We start from the raw sequence: 18418 nt of genomic DNA, 5'->3' as shown, positions 1-18418 counted from the left end.
TGAAGTTACTGATGTATAAGCTTTATTGCAAGGAGATTTGACGTCATGCTGTTGTCTGATCACGACATTCTCAAAGCTCATGATGAGGGTCATATTGATTTGACCCCATGGACCCCGGAAATGGTACAGCCTGCGTCAATTGACGTGCGCCTCGACCGATTTTTCCGCTTATTTAACAACCATGCTTACACGTATGTTGATCCTGCAGAAAATCAGGGTGAGCTTACTGAGCAGTTTGAGGTTGCTCCTAATGAGCCTTGGATTTTGCATCCTGGTGAGTTTGCTCTAGGAGCTACATGGGAATATGTAAAGCTTGACGCAACTATTGCTGCGCGCTTGGAAGGTAAAAGCTCGCTTGGACGTCTTGGTATTTTGACACATTCCACCGCTGGCTTTATCGACCCAGGTTTCGAAGGTCATATTACTTTGGAACTTTCAAACGTTAGCACTCTGCCGGTTAAGCTCTGGCCAGGAATGAAGATTGGCCAAATGTGCTTCTTCCAGTTAAGCTCACCATGCGAGAATCCGTATGGTGCAGCTGTTAACGGCTCGCACTATCAGGGTCAGCGCGGTCCAACTCCGTCGCGTTCGTATGAGCATTTCTACCGTGCTGATTTAAGCTAGCAATGCTTTTATGGCATGATTTTTGCAAAAATCGTAAAAATTCAGAAGAAAAGTATAATATTCACAGAGAATTTTCAGGTTGTATTACTGTACTGCTCAGAATAGTATGGTTTTATAATAGTGTCGAACAAAACGACAGGTGCATGGCACCTAGAATTTATTCTTTTCTTCTCTCCTTTATTTCCCCGGCGCACAGGCGCCGGGGTTAAATTTTTTCGCAACATAAATTACTTCTCTCCCAGCAGGAGTTAAGATCTGTTTTGCGAGCTGCGGATAAGATAGTCAAATGCAGATAACGCAGCATTTGCGCCCGTTCCATACGCTGTAACAATCTGCTTATACGGTTCGTCCGAACAATCTCCAGCTGCAAAAATACCTGGAATATCAGTGCAACCAGCGCGATTTGTAATAATTTCTCCTCTATTATTTAGAGGAATCTGATTTGCGAGCCAGCGAGTATTTGGAGCCAAACCAATCTGCACAAATACGCCGTCCGCTTCAATAACATGCTCTTTAGATTCGGAATTATTAGCACTATTCCTATCTATATATTTAACTGCCGTAACTTTATTGCCATTGCCTTCAACTTTGCTTACAGCAGCACTCGTAATAATTTCAGTATTTGGCAAATTATGCAAAGTATTTAGTAATACTTGATCCGCTTTAAGAGTATCCATAAATTCGACTACAGTAACATGCTTTGCAATACCAGCTAAATCAATCGCTGCTTCTACTCCAGAATTTCCGCCACCAACAACGACAACATTCTTATCTTTAAAAAGTGGACCGTCGCAATGAGGGCAGAACGATACGCCTCTATTCCTATACTCATCTTCTCCAGGAACGCCTAATGTACGCCAAGTTGCGCCAGTTGCAATAATCACTGCACGCGCTTTCAAAGATCCGCCAGAACGAGCATGAATTGTATGTAACCCATATGGTTCATTAGATAAATCGAGCGAGTCTGCCCAATCAGGAGTAAATACGTCAATATCGTATTGCGAAATATGTTTAGTTAAATCTGCTGCTAGTTGAGCGCCAGTAGTATGCGTTTGCGAAATATGATTTTCAATACTTTCGGTTTCTACAACCTGCCCGCCACGATGATCCATAATCATAGCCGTGCGCAAGCCTTTACGAGCAGTGTAAATTGCGGCAGCAGAAGCAGCAGGGCCACCGCCCACAAGAACAATATCGTATGGGTCTTGCGCGTTCATTTTTTCTGCGAGCGCAACATTTGCCGCAGAAACACTATTATTCCCATCAGATTTTTCGTTAGACGCAAGTATTGCCACCAGTTCGTCTATTCCTGCTCGTCCGGAGGAAATAAGTTTGCCATCTTCAAACACTGCCGGCACGCTCATTATGCCAAGGCGCTCCACTTCTTCTCTAAAAGCGCTACCTTCTACCGCGGTATGCTGAATTTTAGGGTTAATAATAGAAATGGTATTAAGTGATTGCACAACTTCTGGGCAATTTAAGCAAGTTACCGACATGTAAGTTGTTACATTGTGTGGACCAAGTTTAAGTATTGCTTCGCGCTGCTCATCACTAATTTTTGGCGCATAGCCGCTTACTTGTAGAAGCGCTAATACTAAAGAACTGAATTCGTGTCCTAAAGGCAATCCTGCAAAACTAACCGATACAGTAGATTCTCCATTTGCTGAATTATCTAGTTTTCTGCGCAATTCAAAGCTTGGCTTACGCTTTGAATTGTTGGTTTCATTATTATTTACTTCAACAATACTGATTTTGTTGCTTTGTTGAGATACTTCTTCTAACAATGCTCTAACTTTTTGATATGTTTCAGAATTGTCAACGTAAGAAACGATTTCTATTTTAGATACCATCTTTTTTAGTAATTCTGAAAGCTGAGCAGTTAATGACGCATTCAACAAAGACATAATCTACTTCCTTCGGTAACTTTAGCCACAAGCAAAAATAAGTTAAATGCGTAGGAAACTATGAACGTAGCCCCCTACGCATTGCGAAAATTCTTTAAAAAGATTCTTTAATATTTAATTGCAAAAATCAGATTTTGCCGACCAAATCGATAGAAGGCTCCAAGGTTTCTTCACCCTGCTCCCATTTTGCTGGGCAAACTTCGCCTGGGTGCGCTGCAATATACTGCGCTGCCTTAACTTTACGAAGCAGCTCGTCGGCATTACGGCCAATGCCATCAGCTGTCATTTCGAAGAATTGAATCATACCTTGCGGGTCAACTAGGAAAGTTGCGCGGTGAGCTAAACCTGATTCTTGATTCCAAGCATCAAAATTACGCGAAAGAGCTCCGGAAGGATCTCCCAACATTGTGTACTTTACTTTTGCAATTGCTTCAGAATCGTCATGCCATGCTTTGTGCACAAAATGTGTATCCGTAGAAACTGAGTAAACTTCAACACCTAGCTTTTGCAATTCTTCATAGTGGTTTGCAAGATCTTCCAACTCAGTAGGGCATACGAATGAAAAATCCGCTGGGTAGAAGAAGAAAATAGCCCACTTGCCGAGTACGTCAGCATCGCTTACTTCAACAAATTCACCATTCTTATAACCATTTACTTTGAATGGAAGAATATGCGTGTTCATTAAACTCATACTATGCTCCTCAATATGTTTAATTGTGCTTTCTAAGCGAAACTATCAATACTGATTATAGGCAATAAATAGTGTTGCTTCCATAGTTAAAATGTATTCTATATCACTAATTAGGGTATTTGACAGCATTGTTTAACAGAATATATAGTAGAAAGTCTTGTTTTTAGTTGCATAAGACTATAAGCATGCATATTGATTTATTAAGCAAGATACGCGTATACCGTATAATGTACTTGAAATAACGCACTAAAACAGATAAAGGATTAGCGCAAACATGAAAAGCAACGCTAGCATTTTCAAAACCATAAGCGGCATAATAGTAGCTTTCGGCTTACTTTCTACAAGTTTTATTGGTTTACCATTAGCTACAACTACAGCTGCATTGGCAACTGAAAATAGCACTACTGCTAGCGAACCAGTGCATACTCCTTTGACTGCACAAACTGCTCACGACATTTCAACTGGCAGAATTCGTTTGGAAAATAATCAGATTGACTCATTGCTATATCACAAGCCCGAGCTAGATCCAAACGCAGATAGCGATGACGACGGTCTTAAGAACAGCGAAGAGCTTTACACTTACGTAAAAAACGGACGCACATATTACGGATACAATTCACATCCGCTTATTAAGGACACCGACGGCGATGGATTAAACGACAAAGACGATAAAAATCCTCGCAGGTGGGATATTAGCCCTCGCGACATGGCGCTGTTTATGGAACTTGTGTATAGAAAAGACGAGTACGTCAAAGAAGTACTTGACTACTCAAGACCACTCACTAAAATTCACAAAGATCGCAACGAATATAAGCTTATGCATAACGAGCTTGCGCCATTCTGGAAAGTCAAAGAAACATACCACTTTGGAAGCGGATTTGATGCTATTCTTTTTGAAAATGTAAATCCTGCATATCCATTTATTGAACAAAACGGCGTGCAAGTTCTTGGAATCCGAGGAACTGAAAGCGGCGGAGATTTTACTAATGACATTAAACTAGCAATGGGATCAAACCCGAGCCAAGCTTTAGATGTAAACAATGTGATGGATAAAATCAATAGAGAAAAACTTGCTACTAATTTATATATAACAGGGCATTCTCTCGGAGGTTATTTATCTCAACGTGCTTTAATTTACGCTAAACAAAAAAATTACCAATGGATTACAAAGGCCTACACTTTTAACGCTCCAAAGATTAAAGGAAATCTATTCAACAAATGGCTTTGGGAAACATCTGATTTTGGCGATAAATTAACAAAAGAAGGTTATGCTGTTCACTACAAAGTGGATAACGATAAAGTAATAGGACCAATAGGAAACCTTAACGGCGCAATAAGCATAGGAAAATCTGGAGAAGGTCACGGATCTCGTAGTTACTTTGAGCCTAGAATGGATAGTTTCAAAGGATTCACAGTTGGCGAACGCAATAAAATTGAGGGAATCGGTCGCAAAATTGATGCACTTGACGGATTAGTTAATGAACCAGTTATTAAAACTGACGAACAATCTTTCGAGCCTAAAATTAAAAACATAGACATTTTTGAAAACGATAAGTTACCAAAAGTAACAGATTATCTTCTTAACGCATCTGACAGACCGCAAGGATCTACTATTACAGATATTACAGATAAAACCGCTATTGATACTTCTAAAAGCGGAAAATACGAAGGTAAAATATTACTTACATTATCTGATAATTCAGTAAAAACTATTATAGTTCCAATAATTATTCATAAGCGATTGGCTAATATCGAGGAACTTCCAAACGTTACGGTAGTAGAAGGTAAGAAAGTAGAAGTCAAAAAAGATACTACGATTCCTGCTGATTTCGACTTTAAGCCGTATTTGCAAGGTTTACCAGAAAACAGCACAGTAAAAGTTGTAAAACAACCAGATACAACAAACATTGGTGAAGCAACATTTAAAGTAGAAGTAACTTTTGCGAGTGGCGCAAAACGGAAGGTAATTCTTAAAGCTCACGTTGTAAAAATAATTCCAGCAACACCATTAAAACCAGCAAAGAAAACAACACCATGGACAGAGTTAACGCCAGCAACTCCAGTTACACCAACGCCTGCTCCATCGCCTGTACAGCCAACCCCTCAGCCACAGCCACAGCCGCAGCCACAACCGCAACCACAGCCTGAGAATCCGCAACCACAGCCTGAGCACCCTGCAAACCCAACTCCAAACCCACAGCATAATGAAAACAATCATCCTGCTGAACCTGAAAATCCTACAAATCACAACAAGACCAATCAGAGTGCGGGAACTACAACAATACCGTCAGCTCCAGCAAGTGTTAATAAACTTAAAACCGAGCTTGAAAACACTCTAAAAGCCGGCGAACACAACATTGTTTACGCAGGTAAAAACAATAAGATTTCTGTGCAATTGAACGCTACAAATGAATTTATGCAGCGATTGATGCGTGAGAAAACTGTAAAAGCCTACGCATACATTTATTCAAATCCTCGTCTTCTAAATGGACAAGATGGAACCGAATACGTAACGGTTCATTTCAGTGCAGATGGAAAACCATCTTTCAACGCTGTTATTCCACAAGAATATAGCGGCAATCACACTATTGTTCTTATCGACGAGCAAGGCAATCAAGTTGCTTGGACGAACGTTTTAGTAAAAAGGGATGACACTTCACAGAATTCTTCCGCAGGTGAAACTGGTATTCCACAAACACAAAACACACAAAATGTGCAAAATACTAGCGAAAATGAATTAACTTCAACCGCAAGCACGGAAGCAACTGTTAGCGCAAACAAGAACGTAATCGCACAGCCAGAAGCGAGCAAGCCAACTACAAGCAGCCATCCTCTTGCGAATACTGGAATCCAAACAATTCCAGCGCTTATTAGCATCGCAGTAACGCTATTTGCAAGCTTCGTTGTTGTTTTAAGCATGAGAAAAGCAAATCGACTTAAATGCTAGATAGTAAAAGAACTTGTCGAAGAGCGGATGACGGGAGTCGAACCCGCCTCTGAAGCTTGGGAAGCTTCCATTCTACCGATGAACTACATCCGCATGTTGCAAACAAAATTATTGTATGCAACTTTTTAAGACTAGCATGTGCTATTGAGTATGCAAATACTTATGCTTACTTAAGCTTACTTAAGCCAATAATTACATAAATAGGTCGCTAACTGATTGACGGCAGCAATCAGCTAGCGCAAACAACAACCGCAGATTAACAATCTAAGGCAATAGCTATAAGATCCGCGGATGATACTACTTTCTTTCGAGCGCGTTGCTCTTTAGCACCAGCTTCACGCTCATACTCATCTACTCGTTTCCAGCCGGCGTAATCAATGGCTTTCACGCCTCGAGATTTAAGCAGCTCATCTATGGACTTTTCGTTACGATCTTCCGCAATAAGCCCGAATTTTGCTAAATCTTCGAGCATGCGATCAACAATAAGAAGCGCATCAGATTTTGTAGAGCCGATTAATCCTACTGGTCCGCGCTTAGCCCAACCAGTAGCGTACAAGCGTTCGCGCACCTCACCATTTTCTGCAGAAGTTACGATTCTACCGTCATTATTTGCAAGCAAAGTACGCTTTTCGTCGTAAGCAATACCTGTAACCTCTGCAGGATGGTAACCAATGGCATGGTAAACAGCTTGCACAGAATAATCTTCAAATTTACCTGTGCGAGACATTGTGCCATCCGCGCTCGTTACAGTTCGCTCAACTCGTATTGCCTTCACGCGCCCATCTTCTCCAAGAATTTCTACAGGAGCCGAGTTGAAATGAATAACGTAACGTCGGTTGGCAGGATTCCCCTCAAAATCAACGTTTCCGTCATCTTCCATGTCTTCTGCCATGTCTCGAATCGCAAAAAGTTCCTCAACCATTTGGCGCGTGAGCTTATCATTACCAGCTACTTCAATAGTCTCATCGTCTAGCTCAAAATCGTCCTCGTTAATAATTATTTGCACACCCTGCAATTTTTCCATTTCACGCAATTCTTGAACAGAGAATTTTGCTTGTGCAACTCCACGACGAATAAATAAATGCAAGGTTTGAGTTTGATTTTTTTGCAATCCCTCATACACATCATCTGGAATATCCGTATGCGCGCGCAAATAATCAGGATCTCGCAAAAGCTCACGAGCAACATCCATTGCCACATTTCCGCCGCCAATAACAGCTACTTCCTTGGCTTCAAGCGGCCACGTGCGCTTGCTAGTTGGGTACCCGTCGTACCATTCTACGAATTTTGCAGCTCCGTACACTCCGTCTAAATCAGCACCTGGAACTCCTCGAAGCGGCCTATCTTCTACAGCGCCAGTTGCGAATAAGACTGCATCGTAGCGTTGAAGCAAATCTTCAAGCGTAATATCTTTACCAAATTCAACATTCGCATAAAGATGAATATTTGGATTATCAAGAGTTTTTTCAAGCGCATCGGCAATAAATTTAATACTTGGATGATCCGGAGCCACACCATAACGCACTAAGCCGAAAGGCACAGGCAATTTTTCAAAAAGATCAATGCGAGCGCTTGTGCCGAGTCCTAATTCTTCGCCACGTTTAGCAAGCTGACGCAAGAAAATATCGGAAGAATACACTCCAGCAGGTCCTGCACCAATTACTGCAATTCTAACTTCAGGAGCATGCACTTTAGAAATCTCAGAGGCCTGAGATGTTTCTGGTGCAACATTTTCTATTAAATTATTTTTTTTCATTATTATCCCCATATTGAACTATACAATACGGCACTTTTGCCGTTTTTGCGCGCATTATGCGCGGACTTCAAGCACAGATTTCCTTCAAGTGCTTTCATAATTAGACTAGCGCATTGCTAAGTCTTACAAAATGCTTACGTTAAAAAGCTTAGATTAAAACGCTTTATTTAATCTTTTCACGCGAGCGCAAAGCAGTTAACGCCCAAGTAATTGAAATAACGTCAATAATTTCCTGCATCATTGCGCCAATAACCGCTGGAATGAAACCAAAAGCAGCTAAAATCATGCTTACAATAGCCAAACCTATTCCAAGCAAAACTGACTGTATCATAACTCGTTTTGTATGCTTTGCAACGCTTACAGCATTAGCAACTGACGCAATATTGTTGTTCATAATAACTACTTGCGCGCACTCCGATGCTGCAGTATCTGTGCCATCCGTTACAGCCACACCAATGTCTGCAGCTGCAAGAACTGGAGCATCATTTACTCCGTCACCAACCATCATGGTTACGGTTGAATCTTTCTTATTTTTGGCTGCATTGTAATTGTGCTTTTTTACATACGCTAATTTATCTTGCGGAAGCAAATCTGCATGCACAGAATCAATACCAACACTTTTGCCAATGGTTGTTGCAGCTTGTAAACCGTCACCAGTAAGCATTGCTATTGTTCTAACACCCAAAGCGCGCAACAAAGCAATAGTTGATTTCGCATTATCGCGCGGCACGTCTTTTAATACGATTCTTCCTACCAGCACGCCGTCAAAAGACACGTAAGTTGCCATTTCGTCTGCAGCAAGAGATTTACCTATAGTTTGATTTGTGTTTTGCTCTGTAACGTACTCGTGTCTGCCTACACGCACTAAAATGCCGTCTACAACGCCCTGAATGCCTTGGCCTGCAGCTTCTTTAACACTGTGTACTACAGGGTATTCTCGTACGCTAGGAAGTTGCGGAGTTGACGATGGGTGCGTGCGTTCCCACAGCTTTGCTCCCGCTTTAGCAATACCGCCTGCAAGTATGTGCTGAGAATAAGTTTCTAGAACGCCCGCAAGCATAACTATGCGATCAGCCTTCTGCATAGAATCAACTACGTCAACTCTTGCAACTTGCGGCTGTTTAACCGTCAACGTGCCGGTTTTGTCAAAAAATACGTCTGTTACACGACTTAATTGCTCAAGCACATCCTGACTTTTAACAACAATTCCAAGTTTTGCTAAACGCCCAGTACCAGCCATGCAAGCAACTGGAACCGCAATAAGCAGAGGACATGGGGTTGCTAAAACCAATACTTGCGCAAATCGCAATGCGTCGCCAGAAAAGCTCCAAGCAAAGCCGGCTATTGCAAACGAAATTATTGTAAACGGCACAGATAGCATGTCTGCAAATCTAACTACTGCAGCTTTAGAAGACCTAGCAGACTCAACAAGCTGCATGATTTTCTGATACTGCGAATTTTTAGACAGCTTGGTTACGCGCATAATAAGCACAACGCCACCGTTTACGCAGCCAGAAAGCACCGAAGCTCCCGCATAGACTTCTCTAGGAACAGATTCTCCGTTAATAGCACTTGTGTCTAAAATTGCAGAACCGCTTAGCAGCTCACCGTCAACTGGCACAGTTTCGCCAGGAAGCACAATAATTACGTTTCCAACTTTTAAATCATCGACTGCAACTGTGGCGTAACGCTGCAAATTTGAGGAGATTTCGCCGTCTGCAGATGCTTGCAAAAATGGGCAATTATTTCGTTTACAGTTGCAATTTTGCAAGTTATTATTTTCGCAATTACTTTCGCAATTTTGCTCGCTACTATTAGATTGCTTAGAATTAGCGGCATCTACTTTTCTAAATTCAGCATGCTGGCACAAAACACACGAACTAGGCTTGCACTGATTTTCACTCAAACATGGCGGTTCGTAGGATTCATCATTTGCTTGATTATTATTCATTCCATGCCCAATACCTGGCAAAGTCATAAGATGAGCAGTTTTTGGAGCTGCGCTTACTAAAAGAGATAGATTGCGCTGAGCTTTCATATGCGCAAAATCTTCAATTGCCTCTCCCGTCCAAACCATTACGACAATTAAATAACTTGCCCAAAACTCACCAATAAAAAGAGTTGCAAGCAATGCAACAAAAGCTAGCAAATCAATACCTAAAGTTCCGCGCAATAAATTTTTAATCATGTTATGCAAAGAAACAAGGCTGGTATATAAAACGAGAATAGCGATAATAGTTTTGCCAACACTAAGACTTATGGAAATATCGAAATCAATATTTAAGAAATCAAAAATTCGTTGCGTGAAGTTAGCAATGTGCTCACAGAAAGTAGTTAATATAGGCAAATTATACGAGTACAAAGCCGCAATAAACGGAAAAGCGAGAATTATGACTGTTAATTGTGGTGCACGACGGCAATATGCTAAAAGTTTACGCATACACTTTCCTTACGCTGATCAGGTTAACTACGCTTAAAACGCTGCTAACACACGATTTCACGCCTTGTTAACCCATTGAGCGCAACTTAAATAGCACACTCAATACACGGCGTAAAGATTTATATTTAATTTATATTTGTATTTATTTATATTTATTTGTATTTAGTAATCATACCAATAGGCTTTGATGAGAAACATTCTCACAAACACAAGCTTAAACAATAAAAAAAACTAAAACAAACCCAAAAAGAAATTGATAAACAAAAAGTTCTGATTGAAAAATCAACCAGAACCTTGCTCGTGGAGCTAAGGAGACTCGAACTCCTGACCCTCTGCTTGCAAAGCAGATGCGCTACCAGCTGCGCCATAGCCCCATTCGAAAGAATGTAACCATTCTATCGTGGGCCCGGGAGGACTTGAACCTCCGACCTCATCCTTATCAGGGATGCGCTCTAACCACCTGAGCTACGGGCCCAACTTGTATGCCTAAAACATACAAGTAGTTACTGTAGCACAGCCACAGAAAATGTCAAACCGCAACACGCCATAAAAAGAAAATGGCATGTTGCGGTTCGAATCAAAAAAATCAAACAGAGGTTAATTAATCAAGATGGCTACGCATAAACCACTGGAACTTTTCCAGCTGCTGCACGTGATCCTGAATAATGTTAGAGCTCACAATGTCAAGATTGTCAAGCTCCGCAATAGCTTTGCGATCGTCTGCAATCATATCGTTGTAATACTCAATAAGAGCCTGCAAATATTCTTTAGTTGACTTGCGACCAGTTAAAGCAAAACGCTTCCATGTGCGAGCTGCAACAACATCGTCTGCGCGTCCAAGTGGAGAACCACCCAAAGTTGCAATTCGCTCAGCAGTTTCATCCGCCTGCGCCAAAACTTCAGCAACCTGCGGATCAAGCATTTCGTGCACAGCAATAAAATCTGGGCCAGTAACATTCCAATGAGCATGTTTAAGCACCAAAGCAGCCTCCTGCTCATGGCTTAAACGATTCTGCAAAACAGCAACAGCCTTTTCACTGGCCGCCTCGTCGAGACCTGGCAAAATATGCAATAAGGCCATATTTATCCTTCCTTAGATTTTTTATTACTATTACATTCTACTGCTACGGCTTAAATTATGCGCGGCGACGCACTTCAAGAGTAGCAATACGTCGACCATCAACCGCAGTTACAGTCATATCGTAGCCGTCTGCATCGTGCAAAACAGCTCCAACGCTTCCCATAGAACCAGTATGCGCTAAGAAATAGCCTGCAACAGTTTCATAAGGTCCATCTTCAAGCTCAATGCCTGTAATGTCAGCAAAATCTTCAATGGTCATACCACCATCAATTTTTGCAACACCATTTACAAAAGCAGTTGTTTTATTCACATTATTTTGCTCAGATTCTTCAGGCAGATCGTACTCGTCGCGAATATCTCCAACCAACTCTTCTGTCATGTCTTCAAGAGTTACAATTCCGTCAGTTCCGCCGTATTCGTCAATAACAATAGCCAAATGGATTCCGCGCTTTCGAAGCAGCTCTAGGCTTGGCAAAAGCTTTGAAGTTCCAGGAAGACTAATTCCTTCGCGAGTTACATCTGCAACAGTTTTTGCGTTAGGATCTCTAACATCCAACAAATCGCGCACATGCACAAAACCAATAACGTCGTCAAAATCCTTGCCAATAACCGGGTATCTGGAATACGGAAGCTCACGAATTTTTGCAGCTGCTTCTTCAAGACTTAACGAGCCGTCCAGAAATTCCACGTCAGCACGCGGGCGCATCACTTCAGCAACAATTGTTTCCGAAGCATCAAACACGTCATCCAAAATATTGCGCTCATCCTGACTTAAACGCTTATTGCTATTAACAAGCACGCGCAATTCTTCGTCAGAAACTTCGCTTTCTTTTTCATTAGGATCAAATCCAAGCAAGCGCACAAAACCGTTAGTATTCTTACCAATAAGCCAAATAAGCGGCTTGCAAATTTTCGAGAAAATATCTACCGCCGGCACAACAGCTCGCGCAATCTGCTCAGAACGCTGCATTGCAATACGCTTCGGCACTAATTCAGAAATTACAATAGAACAATACGAAATAATAAGAGTTAAGAAAATAGTGGTAAGCGGGCCTGCAACATGCTTAGGCACTCCCCATGAGCACACAACAGGCACAACGTAAGGAGCTAACGCAGATTCGCCGAAGGATGCAGAAAGAAAACCAGAAAGCGTTACGCCAATTTGCAGTGCAGATAGAAAAGTATTAGGGTCGCGCGCAATTTTCGCAACTCTAGCCCCACGAGCATCCTGAAGCTCCATGCGATCAATTTGCGAACTTCTCAAGCTCACTAAAGCTAATTCGGTTGCCGCAAATACGGAACCAAATAGCAAAAAAATCATAATGAGTAGAATATTAAAACCAATCGCCATACTTGTTATCTTAGTTTACTTCTATGCGATATCAACAATTCTTTAATAGAAAATTATTACGGACGGTAAAAATATCCAGTTGGTGCTTTAGCAGATTTTAACGATATAACTTTTAGTACAACCCCGGAACGTTGGTATCCTTTAACTCCTATGCTCCCCCTAGAAACGCGGGCGCGAAGCATAACCCACTCATGTTCGTGAAGTTTATTGGCATTTTTATAGTTTGCAACTAAACCAAAAGGAGACATATCTAGAATGCAGCAAGACATGAGTTGACGAGATAAACGAAACTGATTTGCTCCTAAAGTAGTATCACGACTTACAAACCCTGTAATCGTAACCGTATAGCCTTCATATTTTGCAATATTATGGTCGATTTCGTCATACCATAAACCGAAATCATCGTTTTTTACTTTTATTTCACGAGATTTTTCGCTCAACCCAGAAAGTCTCGAATTGTGTCTTCTAATAGCAATAGCCCTGCCTCCTGCGTAACGATCAAAACCGCCAGAGCTAAATCTTTGCGACGACTGCAGAGGAATAATAATTAGCAGCGCAGGAAGCGCTAAAGAAACTAGTATTTTCCAAGAATCTCGTGCAGAAACATCAAACCATCCCAATGCAGCACAAAATGCTAAGACTAAAAGCAGAACGGCTGCAATTATCAAATATGCGAACGCTCGAGGAGTGGTAAAAAGCGTGTACTGTCCACTTAAAGTTACTGTGGCAATAACTGCTGCTAAACATAAAAGCACGAAAGATTCTAATATTTTTGCAAAAGTAATACGATTACGCTTTTTATTTTCTTCACTAACAGAACTTGTATTTTTCATAGCATGAACCCCCAAGCCCAGTTAGAAAACAGTGAAGCTAGAAGACAAAAGCCTGCAATTGTTAGCGTTAAACGCAATACGAATTTGCCTCTGCAATCAGAAACGAGCATAAGAGTATTTTTTAAATCAAGCATTGGGCCAAATAGCAAAAATACTAAGACGGAAGACATTGGTAAAGAAGCTGCTAAACTTCTAGCAATTACAGCATCCGAACTTGAGCACAACGAGCTGAAATAGGCAATAGCCATCATTGCGGGTATTGCAATCAAAATATTGTTAGCTTGTATTCTGGAAGCAGGATCCGCCCCTAACCAAGCTCGTATAACAGAAGCAACAATAGTTCCGCACACAATAATTGGTAAAAGTTTCAAAAAATCTTCGTGAATATGCTTTATATACAGCTTTACTTGCAAACAAATACTTAATTTTGTGCGATTTTGCGTCTTTAATTGTTCTGAAGAATTTTGATTTTCTTTATGATCGCAGCCACAATTTAGTTCACAAGAACATTTTGATTTAAGATTATTTTTTAATAAATTTTCGTTACGTAAAACAGATGATTTTGTTGGGAATATTGCAAAACTTAATCCAACTAATAACGCAATACCAACTCCTAAAGCAACGCGCATAACGGCTACAGCCGGAGCATCAGAAAAAGCGTACCAAGTCGCTAAAACAGACACAGGATTTACAACAGGAACAGCACAAAGGAAAGTTATTGCGCAAGGAAGCGGCAATTTTCTTGCAACGAGCCTAGAAAATGTTGGCACAACCACACAGTCGCACACAGGCACGCATACTCCAGCAATTATGGCAGCTAAAAAACCGTTTGCAGCAGATTTTGGAGCATGTTTTTCAATAAAATCAGCCGTTACCCAAGTTTCCACAGCAGCAGAAACAAGAACACCAATAAGAGTGAAAGGAATCGCTTGCAAAAGTAGGCCAGCAACACCTCGAACAGTGGTGTCAATAAGAAGCCACGGGTAACGCGCTTGTAAAGCCGGTGCCATAGCAATAATAAGAGCAGCGAAAGGCACTCCTGCAATCAAAAAAAGATAGTTTGCAGAATTTGCTTGTTTTGCTTTACTTGCTTTACTTGCTTTACTTGCTTTACTTGCTTTTTCTACTTGGCTCGTTGCTTTTGCTTCGGTTTCTGTTTTTAGCATGACAACACTTCCACCAAGCCGTCACTCATTCGATACCTTGCTCCAACAAGCATCAAAGCGTCTTTGAAAACAGCTTCGCGAATTATTTGTGATTTTTCGCAAATTTCAGCCAAAATATTAGACACGCGAATACGCTCAATATCATCTGTATCTAAATTTTCCTCAACACCTGCGAGCGCAGCAGGCCCTAAAGAACGCAGCAATATTGACTCGCTCGACTCAATTATTTCGCTTGTTTTACCTTCGCCGTATTCAGAAACCAGCTTTTGCACGTTCGGCAAAACAGCCTGTACTGCGCCGCAATGCTCATGCCCAAGCACAACCAACACTTTTACTCCCAAATCACTCACAGCGTATTCTAGCGAAGCTATTACGGCATCATCCAACACTTCTCCAGCTGTGCGAACAGAAAAAATATCGCCCAAGCCGGCGTCGAATATAAATTCTGGAGCAACTCTAGAATCTGCGCACGAAAGCACAACAGCTCCAGGATGCTGACCGTCAATAAGTTTCATGCGCGATTCTGAATTTACGCCTGCATGCGTCAAATTACCTTCTGCAAATTTGCGATTCCCAGCAAGCATTGCGCTTAATACCGATGTAGCTAAAACTGAATCTTCATTAGCAAAATCTTCGTTTGCTTCTTCTTGCATTATTACCTCCTACACTGGCATTGGCAATATTTTTAGTTGCTTAAAGTTTAAAAATCTTTTACCTACCGAATATATTGTATCTTTCGTAGTAAATAAGAATTTTGTTTAAGAATATAAGCCTATTATCAAAAAAGCTCCCGTATTGCAATTCGCAAATACGAGAGCCTTCTTGATTTAGTAATTTATTAAAATCATCCAGTATTCTGCAAGCCTGCAGCAACACCGGAAACAGTGCAAAGAATAAGGTAGATGAACTCTGCCTGCTGGCTTTCGCTCAACTCTTCCTTATCTACCTTGTTGCGAAGCTTGTGCAATGCAAGGGATTGGATCACAGAAAGCGCGTCCACGTAAGGAGAGCGCACGCGAATAGCCTGGCCGAGCACGTGACGATGCTGCAGAGGCCACTTGTCGTCAACTATTTGCAAAACCCACTTGCGAGTAAGCTGCATTTCCGAAAGTACTTTATCGCTCAAATCCTCACGATCTCCAAGGCTTAAGTACATGCGAGCAATACGCTCATCCGTTTTAGCCAAAGACATCTCAATATTGTCAATAAAAGTACTAAACAACGGCCACTCTTCGTAAGCGCGACGCAAAGTTTCCAAATCACCAAACTTTTCGCAAGCCGTACCCAAACCGTACCATGCAGCCAAGTTAATGCGAGCCTGAGCCCAAGAGAACACCCACGGAATTGTTCTCAAATCGTCCAAAGATTTCGCACCCAAACCGCGCTTAGCTGGGCGAGAGCCGATTGGAAGCAAACCGATTTCACTCAAAGGCGTAACTGTAGAGAACCATGGAGTAAAGTCATCCGTTTGCAGCAAATCGAGGAAGCGCTCATGGGCTGCAACATCAAGCTTTGCAGCCATATCCGCATACTTCTTCGTCATATCAGTATTAGTTTTCTCAACACTTGGCGAAGATTGCAACAAAGTTGCAGAAGCAACGGATTCAACGTGACGAATAGCCAAAACTGGATTCCCGTAGCGCGCAAAAATAACCTCACCTTGTTCAGTAAGCTTAAATCGGCAATTGACGGAGCCAACAGGCTGAGCAAGCACTGCGCGATTTGCAGGACCGCCGCCGCGTCCAACAGCACCACCGCGGCCATGGAACAGTGTCAAATCAATATCATGCTTCTTAGCCCATTGAGCAATACGCTCCTGAGCAGAGTGCAAAGCAAGCGTTGCGGAAGTAGGACCAGCATCCTTGGAAGAATCCGAGTAACCAAGCATAACTTCCATCTTGCGGCCAGTAGCCTTAAGACGAGCCTGCACTTCAGGAATTTTAATAATCTCCTCAAGCACATTTACAGAATTCTGCAAATCCTCAAGCTGCTCAAACAGCGGAATAACGTCGATTGTTGGCGAATCCTGTGGGTGAGCAAAAGCAAGACGATTAAGCTCAAATACGTCGCGCACATGCTGAGCAGACTTTGCAAAGGAAATAATGTAACGTCGAGCAGCACGCATTCCGTTACGCTTTTGAATTGCTCCCAAAGCGCGGAAGGTATCGAGCACTTCACGAGTCATCGGCTGAAGCGGACCGCGTTCGCCATGCAATCCGTGCTCACGAATATCTTCCAAAGCGCGAGAATGCACGAGAGAATGCTGACGGAATTCCATTTCAACCATGTGGAATCCAAAGGTTTGCGCCTGCCAAATCAAATCCTGCAAAGGACCATAAGCTGCTCGAGGATCTCCGCCTTCTGCCAAAGAACGCTGCACAATTTGCAAATCTTCAATAAAATCTTCGCAAGAATGATACATCAAATCCGTATCGCGGCTAATAGTGCGGTGCAAACGGTCAGCCATTACGAGCATTACAGCACGATGCGGCTCACTATTAGAAACATCTGAAGCGCTTTCTGTAAGCTGTTCGCTCATTTCGCGCTGACGATTCCACAACTCAAGTAGCTCCACGCTTGGAGGAGTTGTGCGCGTTTCCATAGTTAAGCATTTGCCAACTTCGCGCGTGCGATTTTCCAAAGCTGCAAGCACGTGATCGCTAAACTTTCGAGCGACTTGGCGGCTCACTTTAGCTGTCACATTAGGGTTGCCATCTCGATCAGATCCAATCCAGCTTCCTGGGTGGAAGAATGCAGGGCAGCGAGGCGGCACCAAACCAGCCTTCTTACCGAGCAGCCAATCGTCAAATCGACGATACACGACTGGAATAGTGTCAAATAATGTAGCGTCGAAAATGTCAAGAATAGTGTCAGCTTCTTCAACTGGAGTTGGCTTCTTCAAAGCAATTGGCGAAGTTCTAAGAAGAGCGTCAATTTCGTTATACAGACGACGATAATTTTCGCGCTTGTCGGATCCGCCTAAACGATGATGTTCGCTTAACAATTGCGAAATTCTGCGAATTTTACCTGCAACGGCTTTACGACGAGCTTCAGTTGGATGCGCAGTAAATACAGGATGGAACTCAAGCTTTGCGAGCAATTCTTTCGCTTCAGCAGGGCTCATTTCAGTAAGTAACTTGTGATACGCGCAAGTAAGTTCATTTACTGGGTCAACTGGCATCGAATCTTCAACATCGCATTCACGCTGATGAAGTACAGAAACTCGATAATTCTCTTCACACAAGTTTGCTAAATGGAAGTATGTTGCAAAAGCGCGCGCCAGAAGCTGAGTATCATGCAAATTCATTCCGTTGATCTTGCTAACAGCTTTACTTAAGCCATCGTCTGCTGTTACTTTTGCATCTACCATTTGTGCAAAATGCGCGGCACTAGCTTCAACAGCATTCAAACGCACGTCGTCGAATACTGCTAGTAATTTTTCATCGAATTCACCAAGAACATCGCGAAGAATATGCAAGCACAAATCCATGTCTTGCTTAAGCGATGCTGGAAGGTCACGCTCCTCTGGGCCTTTTCGCCCCAAACCAGACGTAACAATAGTTGCGTCCGCTGGAGTAACCTGCTGATTTTCTTCTGTCATCAGACCTCCTTACGCCAGTAAATA

At 42.1% G+C, this 18418-nt stretch carries 12 protein-coding genes and 3 tRNA genes; 2 read left to right on the top strand and 13 right to left on the bottom strand.

The genetic code is table 11. The features are described 5' to 3' along the window. Positions 1–45 precede the first annotated feature (45 nt). Positions 46–624 (top strand): dCTP deaminase, encoded by a 579-nt coding sequence (dcd, locus tag HXT52_RS00240; RefSeq protein ID WP_004136673.1) that lies wholly within the window; start codon positions 46–48, stop codon positions 622–624. A gap of 248 nt (positions 625–872) precedes the next feature. On the opposite strand, the gene ahpF is transcribed toward dcd, so the two are convergent. Further along, on the bottom strand, positions 873–2528 hold the full coding sequence (gene ahpF / locus HXT52_RS00235) for an alkyl hydroperoxide reductase subunit F (protein WP_421775916.1): 1656 nt from the start codon (positions 2526–2528) through the stop codon (positions 873–875). Positions 2529–2655: 127 nt separating this feature from the next. After that, complete coding sequence (gene ahpC / locus HXT52_RS00230; RefSeq protein ID WP_004133847.1) at positions 2656–3219, bottom strand: alkyl hydroperoxide reductase subunit C; 564 nt, start codon at positions 3217–3219, stop codon at positions 2656–2658. Between the two features lie 274 nt (positions 3220–3493). Between ahpC and HXT52_RS00225 the strand changes: the two genes are divergently transcribed. Continuing rightward, positions 3494–6166 (top strand): Rib/alpha-like domain-containing protein, encoded by a 2673-nt coding sequence (locus HXT52_RS00225; RefSeq protein WP_421775915.1) that lies wholly within the window; start codon positions 3494–3496, stop codon positions 6164–6166. A 22-nt stretch (positions 6167–6188) separates the two neighbouring features. Here the strand turns inward: HXT52_RS00225 and HXT52_RS00220 are convergent. From HXT52_RS00220 to HXT52_RS00170, 11 genes are all read right to left on the bottom strand, one after another. Then, positions 6189–6259: transfer RNA gene (locus tag HXT52_RS00220), tRNA-Gly, on the bottom strand. Positions 6260–6422: 163 nt separating this feature from the next. Further along, entirely contained in the window at positions 6423–7922 is a 1500-nt protein-coding gene (locus HXT52_RS00215) for an FAD-dependent oxidoreductase (protein ID WP_421775914.1), read from the bottom strand. Between the two features lie 163 nt (positions 7923–8085). Then, positions 8086–10362, bottom strand: a complete 2277-nt coding sequence (locus tag HXT52_RS00210; RefSeq protein WP_421775913.1) for a heavy metal translocating P-type ATPase — start codon at positions 10360–10362, stop codon at positions 8086–8088. A 301-nt stretch (positions 10363–10663) separates the two neighbouring features. Next, positions 10664–10736: transfer RNA gene (locus HXT52_RS00205), tRNA-Ala, on the bottom strand. Positions 10737–10763: 27 nt separating this feature from the next. Next, a tRNA-Ile gene (locus HXT52_RS00200) sits at positions 10764–10837 on the bottom strand. 126 nt (positions 10838–10963) lie between these two features. After that, positions 10964–11443, bottom strand: a complete 480-nt coding sequence (locus tag HXT52_RS00195; protein ID WP_004126655.1) for a Dps family protein — start codon at positions 11441–11443, stop codon at positions 10964–10966. A 55-nt stretch (positions 11444–11498) separates the two neighbouring features. Beyond that, positions 11499–12794 (bottom strand): hemolysin family protein, encoded by a 1296-nt coding sequence (locus tag HXT52_RS00190; RefSeq protein ID WP_004136666.1) that lies wholly within the window; start codon positions 12792–12794, stop codon positions 11499–11501. A 56-nt stretch (positions 12795–12850) separates the two neighbouring features. Then, on the bottom strand, positions 12851–13627 hold the full coding sequence (locus HXT52_RS00185) for a TIGR03943 family putative permease subunit (protein WP_421775912.1): 777 nt from the start codon (positions 13625–13627) through the stop codon (positions 12851–12853). Further along, positions 13624–14793: a permease gene (locus HXT52_RS00180; RefSeq protein WP_421775911.1), complete on the bottom strand. Its 1170-nt coding sequence runs from the start codon at positions 14791–14793 to the stop codon at positions 13624–13626. The genes HXT52_RS00185 and HXT52_RS00180 overlap by 4 nt, the downstream gene beginning before the upstream one ends. Further along, the gene (locus HXT52_RS00175; RefSeq protein WP_421775910.1) at positions 14787–15446 is read right to left on the bottom strand and encodes a carbonic anhydrase; all 660 of its coding nucleotides are present in this window, start codon (positions 15444–15446) and stop codon (positions 14787–14789) included. Before HXT52_RS00175 ends, HXT52_RS00180 begins: the two co-directional genes overlap by 7 nt. Before the next feature lie 191 nt (positions 15447–15637). Beyond that, positions 15638–18394, bottom strand: coding sequence for a phosphoenolpyruvate carboxylase (locus tag HXT52_RS00170; RefSeq protein WP_421775909.1), 2757 nt, complete (start codon positions 18392–18394; stop codon positions 15638–15640). Between the last annotated feature and the right edge of the window lie 24 nt (positions 18395–18418).

The sequence above is a fragment of the Gardnerella sp. KA00288 genome (assembly GCF_049244085.1).
GTDB classification, from domain to species: domain Bacteria; phylum Actinomycetota; class Actinomycetes; order Actinomycetales; family Bifidobacteriaceae; genus Bifidobacterium; species Bifidobacterium greenwoodii.
Note: the sequence above shows the minus strand (reverse complement) of the source record. Positions and strands in the feature narration are given on the sequence as shown.

Bases quoted from the DNA above. Each gene is read 5' to 3' on its own strand.
- HXT52_RS00210 (WP_421775913.1), bottom strand. From the start codon at position 10,362: ATGCGTAAACTTTTAGCATATTGCCGTCGTGCACCACAATTAACAGTC.
- ahpC (WP_004133847.1), bottom strand. From the start codon at position 3,219: ATGAGTTTAATGAACACGCATATTCTTCCATTCAAAGTAAATGGTTAT.
- HXT52_RS00190 (WP_004136666.1), bottom strand. From the start codon at position 12,794: ATGGCGATTGGTTTTAATATTCTACTCATTATGATTTTTTTGCTATTT.
- HXT52_RS00215 (WP_421775914.1), bottom strand. From the start codon at position 7,922: ATGAAAAAAAATAATTTAATAGAAAATGTTGCACCAGAAACATCTCAG.
- dcd (WP_004136673.1), top strand. From the start codon at position 46: ATGCTGTTGTCTGATCACGACATTCTCAAAGCTCATGATGAGGGTCAT.
- HXT52_RS00225 (WP_421775915.1), top strand. From the start codon at position 3,494: ATGAAAAGCAACGCTAGCATTTTCAAAACCATAAGCGGCATAATAGTA.
- HXT52_RS00180 (WP_421775911.1), bottom strand. From the start codon at position 14,793: ATGCTAAAAACAGAAACCGAAGCAAAAGCAACGAGCCAAGTAGAAAAA.
- ahpF (WP_421775916.1), bottom strand. From the start codon at position 2,528: ATGTCTTTGTTGAATGCGTCATTAACTGCTCAGCTTTCAGAATTACTA.
- HXT52_RS00170 (WP_421775909.1), bottom strand. From the start codon at position 18,394: ATGACAGAAGAAAATCAGCAGGTTACTCCAGCGGACGCAACTATTGTT.
- HXT52_RS00195 (WP_004126655.1), bottom strand. From the start codon at position 11,443: ATGGCCTTATTGCATATTTTGCCAGGTCTCGACGAGGCGGCCAGTGAA.
- HXT52_RS00175 (WP_421775910.1), bottom strand. From the start codon at position 15,446: ATGCAAGAAGAAGCAAACGAAGATTTTGCTAATGAAGATTCAGTTTTA.
- HXT52_RS00185 (WP_421775912.1), bottom strand. From the start codon at position 13,627: ATGAAAAATACAAGTTCTGTTAGTGAAGAAAATAAAAAGCGTAATCGT.